Source organism: Sphingomonas morindae (genome assembly GCF_023822065.1).
In the GTDB taxonomy this organism is placed as follows: Bacteria; Pseudomonadota; Alphaproteobacteria; order Sphingomonadales; family Sphingomonadaceae; genus Solisphingomonas; species Solisphingomonas morindae.
The window spans coordinates 2,331,569-2,345,947 of sequence record NZ_CP084930.1; the positions used below are offsets into that span (position 1 = coordinate 2,331,569).

Sequence of the window (14,379 nt, forward strand, 5' to 3'; positions counted from 1 at the left end):
GATCACTTACCCCCTACGGGCATGGCACTGACGGCGTTGCCGCGGGCGACGCGGATCACCGGGCCGGCGGGGGCCGGCGTGGCGGCGGTGGCGGGCTGGGCGGGCGCCCCGCCCGGAGCGGCCGGGGCCGCGGGTGCGGCGGCGGGCATGGTGTTGCGCTGGAACCGCGACACCTCGCCGCCGGTGGTGAAGCTGGCGCGGCTGTCCTGCGGCTGGTTGGCGAGCTGGAGCAGCATGCTCCGCTCGGCCTTGGGGTCGCTGCCGTCGGGCACGGTCACGTCGCCGGCGGCGATCGCGGCCTCAAGCTCGCGGGTATCGTCGCTGAGCGGACGCAGCGACAGCGAGAGCGTGCCGATCTTCTGCGCCACCGCCACTTTCTCGGCGAGCTTGGGCGTCGCCTCCAGCGTCACCATGCTGTAGGCGATGATCTGGGTCTTGCCCTGGGCGTCGGGCTGGTTGTCGGTGCGCTGGTCGGTGGCGAGCACGCGCATGTTGCGGGCGATGGTTTCCGACGCCTTGAGCGACTGGCCGCCATCGCCGCCGGTCACTTCCTGGCTGAGCAGCACGTCGACCCGATCGCCGGGGAAGATGAAGCCCGCCACCGCCGTCGCCGCCGAGACCGAGACGGTCACCGCGCGCATGCCGGGGGTGAGCGCGGCGGCGAGGAAGCCGCGATCGCCGGGCTTCACCAGCGCGCCCTGGGTGAGCGGCTGGCCGGCGGTGATGGCGGTGCGCACCACCATGCCCTGCATCTTGGCGGGATCGGTGCCGGCCGCGCCGCGCACGAAATAGGCGCCGTCCACCATGTCCTTCGGCCAGGGCTGGTAGCGCAGCACGTCCGGCCCGATGATCGTGCCGACGGGCAGCGGCTTGGTGGCGACGAGCACCTGCGGCCCGCTGGGCGCGGGCGAATAGGCGGCGACGACCTGAGGCGCGACGCCCGCATTGGCCATGTGCTTCGCCATCACGGCGGTGATCGCGGCGACGACGAGTGCGCCTACCAGCAAGGCCAGCTTTTTTGCGTCCATGATGTCCGACGGGCTCCCAAGCGCGCAACTTCTTGCGCAAGCTATTCAGCCAAAATGGTAAATATATCGTTCGGCGAATATCGGCAGGGCCGCGGCGACAATCGCCAGCCCATAGGGGATTTCGGGCCGGCCGGGCGCGCGGCGCAGCTGGTGCAGCACCAGCATCGCCACGGTGAGCAGCCCGCCCGCCAGCGCCATCCAGATCAGCATGCGCATGAAATCGAGCGGCGCGAGCCACAGGCCGAGCGCGGCGATCAGCTTCACGTCGCCGCCGCCCATGGCGCCGAGCGCGAAGGCGGCGAGGAACAGCAGCAGCGCGGCGGCGGCGATGCCGATCTGGAAGGCGGCATCGGGCCACAAGGCGAGGCCGCTCGCCCACCACCAGAGCGGCGCGGCGAGCGCGATCGCGGCGGTGAGCGGGTTGGGGATGATGCGCGCGCGCGCATCCGTCCAGCAGGCATAGCCAAGGCCGGCGACGAGCAGCAGGGCGAGCGACGCGGAAGCGACAGAGTGCATGATCAGGCACCCTAGACGGAGCGGCTTGCCAAACCGTAACCGGGCGCACGATGTCCGCGACCGCCACGCTCACCGACTCGCGCCTCGATCGCCGCCGCTATCCCGAGGGCTTTGTCTTCGCGACCTGGCGCGCGCCCGATGGCTGGGCGCATCGCCGCTTCGCTTGGCCCGCGCCGGCGCCGCGCGGCCAGCTGCTGGTGCAGACCGGGCGCGCCGATTTCATCGAGAAATATCTGGAGACCTGCGGCCATTTCCAGGCGCGGGGCTGGTCGATCGAGGGCTTCGACTGGCGCGGCCAGGGCGGATCGGGGCGGATTGCGCCCGGCGCCGGCGCCGATGTGCGGACCAGCCTGGTGCCGCTGATCGACGATCTCGAAGCCTATGTGGCGGCCTGGCGCGCGCGCACGCCGGGCCCGCACGTGCTGTTGGCGCACAGCATGGGCGGCCATGTCGCGCTGCGGCTCGTCGCCGAGCGCGGCGTGCGGCTGGACGGGCTGATCCTGGTGGCGCCGATGCTGGGGCTCAATCTGGGGCGGCTGCCGCTCTGGACGGCGCGGCTGATCGTCGCCGGCGCGCGCGGGGCGGGGCTGGGCGCGCGCGTCGCCCGGCACGATCGCGAGGCGGAGCCGGCGCGCCAGCTGCGCTTCACCGCCGATCGCGCGCGCTACGAGGATTCGGGCTGGTGGAAGCAGCAGCGGCCGGATCTCGCGCTCGGGCCGCCGAGCTGGTCTTGGCTGGGGGCGGCGCTGGCGGGCTGCGCCACGCTGCGGCGGCTGCCGCTGGAGCGGGTGGAGGTGCCGGTGCTGATGCTGGTGCCGGGGCGCGACCGGCTGGTCGATCCGCAGGCGAGCGTGCGGATCGCGGCGCGGCTGCCCGATGCGAGCCTGCATCTCTTCCCCGGCGCGCGCCACGAATTGCTGCGCGAGGCCGATGCCGATCGGCTGGCCGCGCTGATCGCCGCCGAGGCCTTTCTCGATCTGCGCGTGGCGGGGCGATGACGCGCTTCGATGTCGTGATCGTGGGCGCCGGCATGGCGGGGGCCAGCCTCGCCGCCGAGCTGGCGGGACAGGGCCGGGTGCTGCTGCTCGAGGCCGAGCCGCAGCCCGGCTACCACGCCACCGGCCGCTCCGCCGCCTTCTGGACCGAGACCTATGGCGGCCCCGCCGTGCAGCCGCTCACCAGCGCCTCGCACGCGCTGCTCGCCGCGCCGCCGCCGGGCTTCGCCGAGACGGGCTTTCTCCGCCCGCGCGGCGCGCTGCACCTGGCCGGGCCGGCCGAGGCGGCGGCGCTGGCGGACTTCGCCACGCGCTTCGCCGACAGCGGCGTGACGCTGCACGCGCTCGACGAGGCGGCCGTCCGCGCGCGCGTGCCGCGTCTGCGCGCCGGGCCGTGGCAGGCGCTGTGGGAGCCGAGCACCGCCGATATCGACGTGGCGGCGCTGCACGCCGCCTATCTGCGCGCGGCGCGGCGCGGCGGCGTGGTGCTGCGCACCGGCGCCCCGCTGGCCGAGGCGCGTCGCGTGGCGGGGGGCTGGCGGCTGGTGGCGGGCGGCAGCGCGATCGCCGCCGGCCTGCTCGTCAACGCCGCCGGCGCCTGGGCCGATGCGGTGGCGGCGATCGCGGGCGCGGCGCCGCTGGGCATCCGGCCCTATCGCCGCACCATGGCGCAGCTGCGGGTGGAGCCGCCCGCGCCGGCGGCGCTGCCGCTGGTGCTGGACATTGCCGGGCGCTTCTACTTCAAGCCCGAGGCGGGGGGACGGCTGTGGCTGACGCCGCATGACGAGACCGCCTGTCCGCCCGGCGATGCCGCGCCCGAGGAGATCGACATCGCCCGCGCGCTGGATCGGTTCGAGCGCGTGGCGGACTGGCCGGTGGCGGCGGTGGAGCGGCGCTGGGCGGGGCTGCGCAGCTTCGCGCCCGATCGTCTGCCCGTCTATGGCGCGGATCCGGCCTGTCCCGGCTTCTTCTGGTTCGCGGGGCAGGGCGGCTTCGGCATCCAGACCGCGCCGGCGGCGGCGCGGCTGGCGGCGGCGCTCATCCACGGCGCCGCCGCCCATCCGAGTGTCGCCGCGATCGATCCCGTCCGCTACGCGCCCGGCCGCGCTTCGCTGGCGGGCTGAGCGCGCTCAGCCATGGGCGACGCGGCGCGGGCGGGGGCTGGCCGCCGGTGCCCGCCGCGCCGCGGCGGCGGGCGCCGCGCCCGGCTCGTTGAGCGTGAAGGCGGTGAGCAGCCCGTCCAGCCGGCTCGCCTGACCGGCGAGGCTGCGCGCGGCGGCGGTGGTTTCCTCCACCATCGCGGCGCTCTGCTGGGTCATCTGATCCATCTCGCCGATCGCGCTGTTGACGTTGGCGAGGCTGGTCGATTGCACCTCGGTCGCCTCGGAGATGCGGCTGGCGAGGGTGGAGACTTCGGAGACGTGGCTGGCGATGCGATCCAGCGTCTCGCCCGAATTGCGCACCAGCCCCACGCCCTTCATCACCTCGGTCTGGCTGGCGTCGATCAGCGTGCGAATATGTTTGGAGGCATCGGCCGAGCGCTGGGCGAGCGCGCGCACCTCCTCCGCCACCACCGCGAAGCCCTTGCCTGCCTCGCCGGCGCGCGCCGCCTCGACCCCGGCATTAAGCGCGAGCAGGCTGGTCTGGAAGGCGATGCCGTCGATCACGTCGGTGATCTGCGCGATCTCGGCGGCGGAGCGCTTGATCGCGTCCATCGCCGACACGGCATCCCGGATCACCACGCAGCCCGCCTGCGCGTCGCCATGCGCCTGCGACACGGCGCGATCCACATTCTGCGCATCGCCCGCGCTGGTGCGGACCGCGCCGGTGATCTGGCCCATCGCGCCCGCCGTCTCTTCGAGCGCGGCGGCCTGATGCTCGGTGCGGCGCGCCAGATCGTCCGAGGCCTGGCTGATCTCGTCGGCGCCGAGCTTCACGCTCGAGGCCGCGTCGGCCACGTCGAGCAGCGTCTGGCGGATCTTGGCGCGCATCTGCTCGAAATCGCCCGCGAGCGCGGCATAGGCCTCCGGCAGATCATCGAGCGGGCGGCTGAAATCGCCCGAGGCGAGCGCCGCCAAGGCGCTGCTGAGCCGATCGAGCACCGCCACGCGGGCGGCCTCCTCCGCCGCGAAATAGGCCGACAGCGCGACATCCATGTCGAGCAGCGCGACCTTGACCAGCGTCGCGACGGTCCGCGCACGACGGCGCCCGAACAGGCCGCCGAGATGCGACCGGATCAGATGCTCGAGCGTGATGGCGTAGCCGCCGATATACCAGGTGGGCGCGAGCCCGATCCGCGCATGGACATTGCCGATCTGCTCGCCCCGCGCGATCGCGGCGGCATCGATCCGGTTGCCAAACAGATGCTGCCAATGGCTGAACTGCTTGGCCGAGGCGCGATCCATCGCCGACTGATCGGGAAAATAGCGGTTGATGCCGGGCATCGTCGACATATGCTTGTAGAAGGCGACCAGCGCCGACTTAGCCGATTTGGTGACGAGCCGCGCGATGGCGGGGAACTGCTTGTAGTTGTCTTCGGTCAGATGAAAAAGACTGAGCCGGTTGATTGACGGATTGGAAGAATTCGTCTCCATGGCACTACTCCGCATCTCTGCGAACCTTATCGGATCTCACGGTTAATCAACTCTTGTATTCATTTTTTGTCCGACGAAGGTATGACGGGAAAAAGCCCGTAAATGCTGGGCTTTGCCGGAGTCGGCCCGGCTGGAGAATGGCGCCGCCGGCATCGCCGCGCCGCCCCGGGCCGTCGCGTCCAAAGCGCTAAATAGTTGCCGATACTTGTGAAAACTCTCGAGCGCGGCGGCCGGGCGCGGCTGGCTCGAAGGGGCGTGGCGGCGGCAGGCGGTACGGCGATCGTCGGAGCGATGGCCGTCTTGCGGCCGGTCCGCGTCGCAACGCCGAGTTTAAAATCAATCCTGAGGAATATACGGTAGTTATGCCCGTCCCGGTCGAAGAATGCGGCGCGGCGCGGGACAATGGCGAGGCGCCTCAATCGAAGCGCCTCGCTTCGGCCCATCCTGTTCTTTTTGCGACCGAAACGAGACGGGCGCCGAATGCCCGTCGGCGCGGGCGGTGGCGTGCGCGGATCGGCCCGCGGGCGATTGCCTTGGGCTGGGCCGCGTGCCAAGCGCTGCGCTCCAGACGGATGGCGCCGGAATGGCGCCGCAAGGAAGGGACAGCATGGCCAATCCGTACATCGTCGGCATCGGCGGCACGACCGGTTCCGGCTCCACCACCGAATGCGCGCTGGCGGCCGCGCTGGCGGCGGCGGAGGCCGATGGCGCGCGGGTGCGGCTGTTCGGCGGCGGCGATCTCGTGGCGCTGCCGCATTATCGGCCGGGCGCGGTGGCCGAGTCTCCGGTGGCGCAGGCGATGATCGAGGCGGTGCGTGCCGCCGATGGTCTGGTGATCGCCAGCCCCGGCTATCACGGCTCGATCTCGGGCCTGGTGAAGAACGCCATCGACTATCTGGAGGAGACGGCGCGCGACGCCCGCGTCTATCTCGATGGCCTGCCGGTGGGGCTGATCGTCACCGCCTATGGCTGGCAGGCGACGGGCTCGACGCTGGGCACGCTGCGTGCGATCGTCCATGCGCTGCGGGGCTGGCCGACGCCGATGGGCGCCGCGATCAAGGCGCGCAGCGGCCTGTTCGTGGAGGGCGCCTGCACCGATCCGGCGGCGGCGGCGCAGCTCGATCTGGTGGGGCGCCAGGTGGTGGAGTTCGCACGGCTGCGGCTGCGGGCGCCGCTCGTCACCTCGACCGGCCCGCAGACCGACAATCTCGGCTGAAACGGATGCAATTGCCGCGCCCGTTTACCAGCTTTTAAAGCCTTGCCGCCAGGGTGAGGCCATGGCCTCGCCCCGTCGCCTTGCTCCCGCCCTGATCGGCGCCGCGCTGCTGGCGGCGGCCGTCCCCGCGCCGGCGCAGATCCGCGTGCTGGTGGCGGGCGGGATCGAGGATGTGCCCGCCGGCGTGGTGCGCGTCATCACCGAGGATGCGCAGGGCCGCCGCAGCGTGGCCGACGAGCCCTTTGCCGGCGTCGCCACGCCGGGCGCGGCGACCATCACCACCACCGAGGAAAGCGAGGAGGATGGGCGCGGCCGGCTCGTCTCCCGCCGGATCGTGACGCGGATCATGCCGATCGCGCTGGCGGCGGCGGCGATGCCGGTGCGCGAGGCGCGCTTCGCGCCGCCCCGCGATGGCGCCGCCTTCTACACGCCGCCGCCCCGGCTCGCGCTCGACGAGCAGGCGCTGGCCGAGGCACCGGCGGCCGAGGCGGTGCTCGACAGCCAGGGCCAGGACGATCCCGCGCCGGCGCGCCTCGCCGAGGCCGATCGCGCGGGCGCGGGCGGCGTGCTGCGCATCGCGCGCGACAGCGAGACCGGACATTTCATCGCGCCCGTGCGCATCAACGGCGTGATCGTGCGCGCGATCGTGGATACGGGCGCGCAGGAGACGATCCTTTCCGTCGCCGATGCCCAGGCGACGGGCGCCGACCGCGCCACCATCGGCAGCGAGCCGATGGCCGGCATCGGCGGCATGACCCAGCTCGCCGTGGCGCGGCTGCGCTCGCTGGAGGTGGGCGGGCAGCGGCTCGGCGCCTGTCGCGTGGCGATCGGCGCGCCCGGCATTCCCTATACGCTGCTCGGCCAGACCGAGATCGGCCGGCTCGGCCGGATCGTGATCGAAGGCGGGGTGATGACGATCACCGCGCCGGCGCCGGCCGGCCAGACGCCGCTGCGCGTCGCGGCGCGCTGATCCCGCCGCCGCCTCCACCCGACGCGCCCCCCTCTTCCCCGCCGCCGCCACCCCGCTACAGACGGAGCGCACCGCGCCGGCGCGCGGGCGAAGGAGGCGATATGACCAGAACCGTTCTCATCACCGGCGCCACGGCGGGCATTGGCGAGGCCGCGGCCGAGCGCTTCGTGGCGGCGGGCTGGCATGTCGTCGTCACCGGCCGGCGCGAGTCGCGGCTGCGCGCGCTGGTGGAGCGGCTCGGGCCGGACCGCGCGCATGGCGCCGCCTTCGACGTGCGCGACGCCGCCGCGCGGGACGCCGCGCTGGATGCGCTGCCGGCCCCGTTCGCGGCGATCGATCTGCTCGTCAACAATGCCGGCCTCGCGCTCGGTACGCGGCCCGCTCAGGAGAGCGATCTCGGCCAGTGGCAGACGATGGTGGAGACGAACATCGGCGCCGTGATCGCGCTCACCCACAAGCTGCTGCCGGGGCTGATCGCGCGGCGCGGCGGGATCATCAACCTGTCCTCGGTGGCGGCGACCTATCCCTATAGCGGCGGCAACGTCTATGGCGCGACCAAGGCTTTTGTGACGCAATTCTCGCTCGGCCTGCGCGCCGATCTGCACGGCACCGGCGTGCGCGTGACCTCGATCGAGCCGGGCATGGTCGAGACCGAGTTCACGCTCGTCCGCACCGGCGGCGATCAGGCCGCGTCCGACGCGCTGTACCAGGGCGCGGTGCCGATGACCGCCGACGACATCGCCGCCACGCTCCTGTGGGTCGCCGAACTGCCGCCGCACCTCAACATCAACCGGCTGGAGCTGATGCCCGTCAACCAGAGTTTCGCGGGCTTCCAGGTCGCGCGGCCGTCCGCGACGGGCTGAACCGCGCGCCGCGCCGGGTTTCGGCGCCTCCGGCCGGCGCATGTCGGGCATGCGCACCCCGCTGGCGCGGGACGTGACGCATATTTAACCTGCTTCACGCGGAGCGGTCATGATCCCGCGCCTATGGACAGGGGTGCGGGAGGGTTGATGCGTCCAGTCTTGTCAAGCGTATCGCAACGAAGTTGCGGCATAAGGCCCCGCACCATGGCGGCTTTCGCCTAGCATCGTCGCCCGTCCCGTCATGCGCCCGGCGCCGGCTCCGAGCTGGCGATCAGTGTAGAGGTCCGTTTTCATGTCCTATCTCGAAGCCGTCGAGCCGCTGCCCGCCGTGCGTCACTATTCCCGCGCGCGCCAGGGCCGCATTCTGCTGATCGCGGTGGCGGTGGTGATCGTGCTGGCGTTGGCGATCAGCGGCGTGCGCCGCCTCACCCGGCCGGCGCCGCCGGCCGAAGCACCCGCGATCAAGGACGGCTTCCGCCCCACCCCCGATCAGCGCGCGGGGCTCAAGATCGAGACGGTGGGCGAGGGGCAGGATCCCGCCGCGCTGGTGGTGACCGGCACCATCTCGGTCGACGAGGAGCATAGCACGCCGATCGTGCTGCCTTTCTCCGGCCAGGTGGGCGATGTGTACGTGCAGGCGGGCCAGCGCGTGGTGCGCGGCCAGCCGCTGCTGCGCGTCGCCTCCTCGGATTTCGTCGAGGCGCGCGACGCGCTGTTCGCGGCCGATGCGCAGCGCGCCACCGCCGCCGCCCAGCTGCGGACCGCGCAGGAAAATGCGCGCCGGCAGGAAGCGCTGTTCCGCACCGCCGGCGGCGCCGAGAAGGACTATATCCAGGCCAAGAGCGATCTCGTCGCCGCCCAGTCGGCGGCGCGCAGCGCCGATGCCGCGCTCGGCGCGGCGCGCGACAAGCTCGCCCTGTTCGGCAAGACGCCCGACGAGGTGCGCCATCTCGAGGGGGTGAGCGAGGTGGCCGGCATCTATTCCGCCACCAATTTCCGCGCGCCGGTGAGCGGCACCGTCGCCAGCCGCGATGTCGCGCCCGGCCAGTTCGTCAGCAGCGGCGGTGACAAGCCGCTGATGACCATCACCGATCTCTCGCGCGTGTGGCTGATCGCGCAGGTGCCCGAGACCGAGGCGGCGCATGTGCGGCTGGGCGATATCGTGCGCGTGACCACGCCCGCCTTTCCCGGCCGCGTGTTCAACGCGCGGATCGACAATATCGGCGCCGAGCTTGATCCCGCCACCCACCGCCTGCCCGTGCGCGCCACCGTCGCCAATCCCGACGAGGCGCTCAAGCCGCAGATGTTCGCCAGCTTCTCGATCGCGGCGACGCGCGAGCCGACGGCGATCCTGGTGCCCGCCAGCGCGGTGATCCGCGAGGGCGACCAGGCGCGCGTGTGGATCGCGGGCCGCGACGGCATTCTCCGGCCCCGTTCGGTGACGATCGGCGACAGCGGCAACGGCATGGTGCGCATCACCTCCGGCCTGAAGCTCGGCGAGCAGATCGTCACCGCCGGCGCGATCTTCGTCAACGAAGCCGGCCTGGACGGGTAAGCGCCATGGACAAGATGGTCTCCTTCGCGCTGCGCCAGCGCGTGCTCATCGTCGTGCTGCTCGCCGGTCTCATCATCGCCGGGGGCATCGCCTTCTCCAAGCTGAACATCGAGGCCTATCCCGATCCCGTGCCGCCGATGGTGGAGGTGGTGACGCAGAGCGCCGGCACCTCCGCCGAGGAGATCGAGCGCAACGTCACCATTCCGCTCGAGATCGGCATCGCCGGCATTCCGCACATCACCGCGGTGCGCAGCATCTCGCTGTTCGGCCTGTCCGACATCCGCATCCAGTTCAGCTATGACGTCGGCTATATGGAGGCGCAGCAGCAGGTGCTGGCGCGGCTTTCGCAGGTCGGCCTGCCGACCGGCGTGCAGCCCACCATCTCGCCCACCAGCCCGGTCGGCGAAATCTATCGCTACCGCATCTCGGCGCCCGCGGGCTATTCGGTGATGGACCTGAAGACGCTGCAGGACTGGGTGCTGCAGCGCCGCTTCAAGCGGCTGCCCGGCGTGATCGACGTGACCGGCTGGGGCGGCAAGCTGCGCACCTATGAGGTGGTGGTCGATCAGAACAAGCTCGCCGCCCATGGCCTCACCATCGGCGAGGTGATCGGCGCGCTCGGCAAGAGCGACGGCAATGTCGGCGGCCAGACGATCAATTTCGGGCCGCAGGCGGCGATCGTGCGCGGCATCGGCCTGATCCAGTCCACCGAGCAGATCCAGAATGTGCTGGTCGGCACCGATGGCGGCGCGCCCGTGCTGCTGAAGGATGTGGCGACGCTCCGCATCGGCAACGAGCCGCGGCTCGGCATCGCCGGCGAAGGCCATGACAGCGACATCGTGATGGGCATCGTGCTGATGCAGCGCGGCGCCGAATCCGCGCCCACCATCGCGGCGGTGAAGCAGGAGATCGCCACGATCAACGCCGGCGGCATCCTGCCGCCCGGGGTGACGCTGACGCCGATCTACGACCGCTCGACGCTGATCGGCCTCACCACCCACACGGTGCTGCACAATCTGATCGAGGGCGTGCTGCTGATCTTCGTGCTGCAATGGCTGTTTCTGGGCAATCTGCGCAGCGCGATCATCGTCGCCACCACCATTCCCTTCGCGCTCGCCTTCGCGGTGCTGATCCTCACCATCCAGGGCGAATCCGCCAATCTTCTGTCGGTCGGCGCGCTCGATTTCGGGCTGGTGGTGGATGCCAGCGTCATCATGGTGGAGAATATCTTCCGCCACATGGTCGAGCGATCCGAACATATCGGCTCGGGCCATGCCCATCCGACGCTGGCGAGCCGCTTCTCGGCGATCCTCCATGCCTCCAACGAGGTGAGCCGCGGCATCTTCTTCGCCGCCGCGATCATCATCGCCAGCTTCATCCCGCTGTTCACGCTCACCGGCGTGGAAGGCCATATCTTCGGCCCGATGGCCAAGACCTATGCCTATGCCATCGCCGGCGGCCTGATCGCCACCTTCACCGTCTCGCCCGTGCTCGCCGCCTTCCTCCTGCCCGACCGGCTGGAAGAGGTGGAGACGCGGATCGTGCGCGGGCTGCGGCGCGTCTATGAGCCGGCGGCGGCGTTCGCGCTCGGCAACCGGCTGCTCACCATCGGCGCGGCGGTGCTGCTGATGCTCGGCGCGGTGCTGGGGGTGCGCGCGCTCGGCATCGAGTTCCTGCCGCATCTCGAGGAGGGCAATCTCTATATCCGCGCGACGCTGCCGGCCTCGATCTCGCTCGAGGCGGGCCAGCCGACGGTGAACGCCATCCGCAACATCATCGCCGACTATCCCGAGATCGAGCATGTCGCCTCGACCCATGGCCGCCCCGATGACGGCACCGATCCGACCGGCTTCTTCAACGCCGAATTCTACGCCCCGCTCAAGCCGTTCGACGAATGGCCCAAGGGCGTGGACAAGGACAAGCTGACCGCCGAGCTGCAGCACAAGCTCAACGCGCGCTTTCCGGGGGTGGATTTCGAGTTCAGCCAATATCTGGAGGATGGCGTCGAGGAGGCGTCGTCCGGCGTGAAGGGCGCCAATTCGGTCAAGCTGTTCGGGCCGGACATGCAGGTGCTCGCCAAGCTCGCGGACCAGATCCGCGACCAGATGAGCCAGGTGCAGGGCATCGCCGATCTCGGCGTGTCGAGCCCGCTCGGCCAGCCGACCGTGCAGATCGACGTGGATCGCGTCGCCGCCGCGCGCTACGGCCTGACGCCCGACGACATCAACACCACCGTCGCCGCCGCGATCGGCGGCCAGTCGACCGCCGATCTCTACGAGAAGGGCACCGACCGCCATTATCCGATCGTGGTGCGGCTGGATCCGGCGCAGCGCGACAGCCTGGAGGCGCTGCGGCGCATCACCGTCGGCGCCCCCGCGCCGGGTGGCACGGGGCAGATCCAGGTGCCGCTCTCCGAGGTGGCGCATATCCAGCTCACCTCGGGTGCGTCCTTCATCTATCGCGAGCATCAGGAACGCTATGTCCCGATCAAGTTCAGCGTGCGCGACCGCGATCTTGGCGGCGCGATCGGCGAGGCGCAGGCGCGCATCGCCCGCTCGGTGAAGCTGCCCACCGGCTATCATCTGGAATGGGCGGGCGAGCTGGCCAATCTGGCGAGCGCCACCGCGCGGCTCGAAATGGTGGTGCCGATCAGCCTCGCGCTGATCCTGGTGCTGCTCTACGCCAATTTCGGCTCGATGACCGACACGCTGCTCGCCTTCAGCGTCATCCCCATGGCGCTGGTGGGCGGCGTGCTGGCGCTGGCGCTGACGGGCACGGCCTTCTCGATCTCGGCGGCGATCGGCTTCGTGGCCCTGTTCGGCATCGCGGTGATGGACGGCATCCTGATGGTCTCGAGCTTCAACCAAGGCATCGACGAAGGGCTGGACCGCGCCGCCGCGCTCGCCTCCATGGTCCGCAAGGGTCTGCGGCCGGTGGTGATGACCTGCCTCGCCGCCGCCATCGGCCTGCTGCCCGCCGCGCTCTCCAACGGCATCGGCAGCCAGGTGCAGAAGCCGCTGGCGCTGGTGGTGGTGGGCGGCATGACGCTGGCGCCGGTGCTGATCCTGCTGGTGCTGCCGCTGCTGATCGCGCGCTTCTCGCGCCATGTCGGCCCGCATGATCGCGGCGCCCATGGCCGCGATGTCGGGCATCACGCCCCGCCGCCGCCCCCGCACCCTCCGCTGCCCGCCGGGGAGCCCGCCTGATGCGTCGTTTCGCTTCGATCCTCGCGCTGCTCGGCGCCTCGGCCTGCTCGCTCGCGCCCACGCCCAAGCCCGATCTGCCGCCGCTGCCGCCCGCGCCGGCCGCGCAGACGCTGGTGCCGGCGAGCGGCCCCGCCCAGGCGATCGTGCCCGGCGGCGCGCTGGCCGCCGACTGGTGGCGCGCCTTCGCCTCGCCCGCGCTGGATGCGCTGGTGACGCGGGCGCTGGCCGCCAACACCGATCTCGCCCAGGCCGAGGCGACGCTCGGCCAGGCGCGCGAGCAGGCCTTGGGCACGGCCGGCGCCAGCCTGCCGCAGGTGGACGCCAGCCTGACCAGCCAGCGCACGCGCGTCTCGCGGATCTTCTCCAATCCGGTGCAGGATCCCAACCAATATCTCTACTCGCTGCACACCGCGCAGATCTCGGTGAGCTATCCGCTCGATCTGTTCGGCGGCCAGCGCTCGCGCGTGCGCTCGGCCCGGGCGCAGGCCGAGGTCGCGCGGCAGCGGCTCGCGGCGGCGCGGACGACCGTGGTGGCCAATCTGGTGGTGGCGGTCGTCCAGCAGGCGGCGCTCGACCAGCAGATCGCGGCGGCCGAGCAGAATGTGCAGATCAACCAGGGCATCCTGGCGATGATGCGCCGGCGCCAGGCGCTTGGCGATATCGGCGCGGCGGATGTCGCGGCGCAGGAGACGGCGCTGGCGACGGCGCAGAGCGCGCTGCCGCCGCTGATCCGCCAGCGCGATCACCAGCGCGCTCTCATCTCGCAGGCGATCGGCATCGCGCCCGGCGCGCCGCTGCCGGCGCTGCCCACGCTCGACGAACTGACGCTGCCGGGCACGGTGCCGGTGGCGCTGCCGGGCGCGATCGTCGCCAACCGGCCCGATGTCCGCGCCGCCGAGGCGCAGATGGTGGGCGCGGCGGCCGATGTCGGCACGGCGATCGCGGCGCGGCTGCCGGCGATCCAGCTCAGCGCCAATGCCGGCGGCGAGGCGCTCCACTTCGCCGACATGTTCGCCAGCGGCAATCCGTTCTGGGCGCTGATCGGCAGCGTGGCGCAGCCGCTCTTCCATGGCGGCCAGCTGCGTCACCAGCAGCGCGCGGCCGAGGCGGCGCTGCGCGGCGCCGAGGCGCAGTATCGCGGCGCGGTGCTCAACGCCTTTGGCGATGTCGCCGATGCGCTGACCGGCCTCACCACCGATGCGGCGCTGCTCGACGCGGCGGCGCGGGCCAGCGACGCGGCGGCGCGCAACCTGCTCTTCGCGCGCCGCCAGCTCGCGCTCGGCAGCGTCGGCACGCTGGCGCTGCTCAACGCCACCATCGCCGATGCCCAGGCGCGCAGCCAGCTGATCCAGGCGCGCGCGGCGCGGCTTTCGGATACGGTGGCGCTGTACCAGGCGGTGGGCGGCGGCGTGGCGGCGGACGCGCCGCCGCGCTGA

Annotated in this window: 11 protein-coding genes; 8 read left to right on the forward strand and 3 right to left on the reverse strand. The window is 71.7% G+C overall.

Annotated features, from left to right (window positions below):
• Positions 1-2: 2 nt before the first annotated feature.
• Positions 3-1,028 carry a Flp pilus assembly protein CpaB gene (gene cpaB / locus LHA26_RS11480; RefSeq protein ID WP_252165748.1) on the reverse strand — a complete coding sequence of 342 codons (1,026 nt, stop codon included), beginning with the start codon at positions 1,026-1,028 and terminating at the stop codon, positions 3-5.
• 45 nt (positions 1,029-1,073) lie between these two features.
• On the reverse strand, positions 1,074-1,544 hold the full coding sequence (locus LHA26_RS11485) for an A24 family peptidase (protein ID WP_252165749.1): 471 nt from the start codon (positions 1,542-1,544) through the stop codon (positions 1,074-1,076).
• A gap of 50 nt (positions 1,545-1,594) precedes the next feature.
• Between LHA26_RS11485 and LHA26_RS11490 the strand changes: the two genes are divergently transcribed.
• Together LHA26_RS11490 and LHA26_RS11495 are read left to right on the forward strand one after the other, a co-directional pair.
• Positions 1,595-2,542 (forward strand): alpha/beta fold hydrolase, encoded by a 948-nt coding sequence (locus LHA26_RS11490; RefSeq protein WP_252165750.1) that lies wholly within the window; start codon positions 1,595-1,597, stop codon positions 2,540-2,542.
• Complete coding sequence (locus tag LHA26_RS11495) at positions 2,539-3,663, forward strand: NAD(P)/FAD-dependent oxidoreductase (protein WP_252165751.1); 1,125 nt, start codon at positions 2,539-2,541, stop codon at positions 3,661-3,663. The genes LHA26_RS11490 and LHA26_RS11495 overlap by 4 nt, the downstream gene beginning before the upstream one ends.
• 6 nt (positions 3,664-3,669) lie before the next feature.
• Here the strand turns inward: LHA26_RS11495 and LHA26_RS11500 are convergent, their stop codons facing one another.
• The gene (locus LHA26_RS11500) at positions 3,670-5,133 is read right to left on the reverse strand and encodes a globin-coupled sensor protein (protein WP_252165752.1); all 1,464 of its coding nucleotides are present in this window, start codon (positions 5,131-5,133) and stop codon (positions 3,670-3,672) included.
• Positions 5,134-5,740: 607 nt separating this feature from the next.
• On the opposite strand from LHA26_RS11500, the gene LHA26_RS11505 reads away from it, so the two are divergent.
• From LHA26_RS11505 to LHA26_RS11530, 6 genes are all read left to right on the forward strand, one after another.
• Complete coding sequence (locus LHA26_RS11505; RefSeq protein ID WP_252165753.1) at positions 5,741-6,349, forward strand: NADPH-dependent FMN reductase; 609 nt, start codon at positions 5,741-5,743, stop codon at positions 6,347-6,349.
• A gap of 61 nt (positions 6,350-6,410) precedes the next feature.
• Entirely contained in the window at positions 6,411-7,319 is a 909-nt protein-coding gene (locus LHA26_RS11510) for a retropepsin-like aspartic protease family protein (protein WP_252165754.1), read from the forward strand.
• Positions 7,320-7,420: 101 nt separating this feature from the next.
• Positions 7,421-8,182 carry an SDR family NAD(P)-dependent oxidoreductase gene (locus LHA26_RS11515; RefSeq protein WP_252165755.1) on the forward strand — a complete coding sequence of 254 codons (762 nt, stop codon included), beginning with the start codon at positions 7,421-7,423 and terminating at the stop codon, positions 8,180-8,182.
• Positions 8,183-8,474: 292 nt separating this feature from the next.
• Complete coding sequence (locus LHA26_RS11520; protein ID WP_252165756.1) at positions 8,475-9,737, forward strand: efflux RND transporter periplasmic adaptor subunit; 1,263 nt, start codon at positions 8,475-8,477, stop codon at positions 9,735-9,737.
• Between the two features lie 5 nt (positions 9,738-9,742).
• A complete protein-coding gene (locus LHA26_RS11525; RefSeq protein WP_252165757.1) occupies positions 9,743-12,943 on the forward strand; it encodes an efflux RND transporter permease subunit in 3,201 nt (1,066 codons plus the stop codon).
• Positions 12,943-14,379: an efflux transporter outer membrane subunit gene (locus LHA26_RS11530; RefSeq protein ID WP_252165758.1), complete on the forward strand. Its 1,437-nt coding sequence runs from the start codon at positions 12,943-12,945 to the stop codon at positions 14,377-14,379. The genes LHA26_RS11525 and LHA26_RS11530 overlap by 1 nt, the downstream gene beginning before the upstream one ends.

What these genes read in the sequence shown, in the direction of transcription:
- cpaB (WP_252165748.1), bottom strand. Translation starts at nt 1,028, where the DNA reads ATGGACGCAAAAAAGCTGGCCTTGCTGGTAGGCGCACTCGTCGTCGCC.
- LHA26_RS11485 (WP_252165749.1), bottom strand. Translation starts at nt 1,544, where the DNA reads ATGCACTCTGTCGCTTCCGCGTCGCTCGCCCTGCTGCTCGTCGCCGGC.
- LHA26_RS11490 (WP_252165750.1), top strand. Translation starts at nt 1,595, where the DNA reads ATGTCCGCGACCGCCACGCTCACCGACTCGCGCCTCGATCGCCGCCGC.
- LHA26_RS11495 (WP_252165751.1), top strand. Translation starts at nt 2,539, where the DNA reads ATGACGCGCTTCGATGTCGTGATCGTGGGCGCCGGCATGGCGGGGGCC.
- LHA26_RS11500 (WP_252165752.1), bottom strand. Translation starts at nt 5,133, where the DNA reads ATGGAGACGAATTCTTCCAATCCGTCAATCAACCGGCTCAGTCTTTTT.
- LHA26_RS11505 (WP_252165753.1), top strand. Translation starts at nt 5,741, where the DNA reads ATGGCCAATCCGTACATCGTCGGCATCGGCGGCACGACCGGTTCCGGC.
- LHA26_RS11510 (WP_252165754.1), top strand. Translation starts at nt 6,411, where the DNA reads ATGGCCTCGCCCCGTCGCCTTGCTCCCGCCCTGATCGGCGCCGCGCTG.
- LHA26_RS11515 (WP_252165755.1), top strand. Translation starts at nt 7,421, where the DNA reads ATGACCAGAACCGTTCTCATCACCGGCGCCACGGCGGGCATTGGCGAG.
- LHA26_RS11520 (WP_252165756.1), top strand. Translation starts at nt 8,475, where the DNA reads ATGTCCTATCTCGAAGCCGTCGAGCCGCTGCCCGCCGTGCGTCACTAT.
- LHA26_RS11525 (WP_252165757.1), top strand. Translation starts at nt 9,743, where the DNA reads ATGGACAAGATGGTCTCCTTCGCGCTGCGCCAGCGCGTGCTCATCGTC.
- LHA26_RS11530 (WP_252165758.1), top strand. Translation starts at nt 12,943, where the DNA reads ATGCGTCGTTTCGCTTCGATCCTCGCGCTGCTCGGCGCCTCGGCCTGC.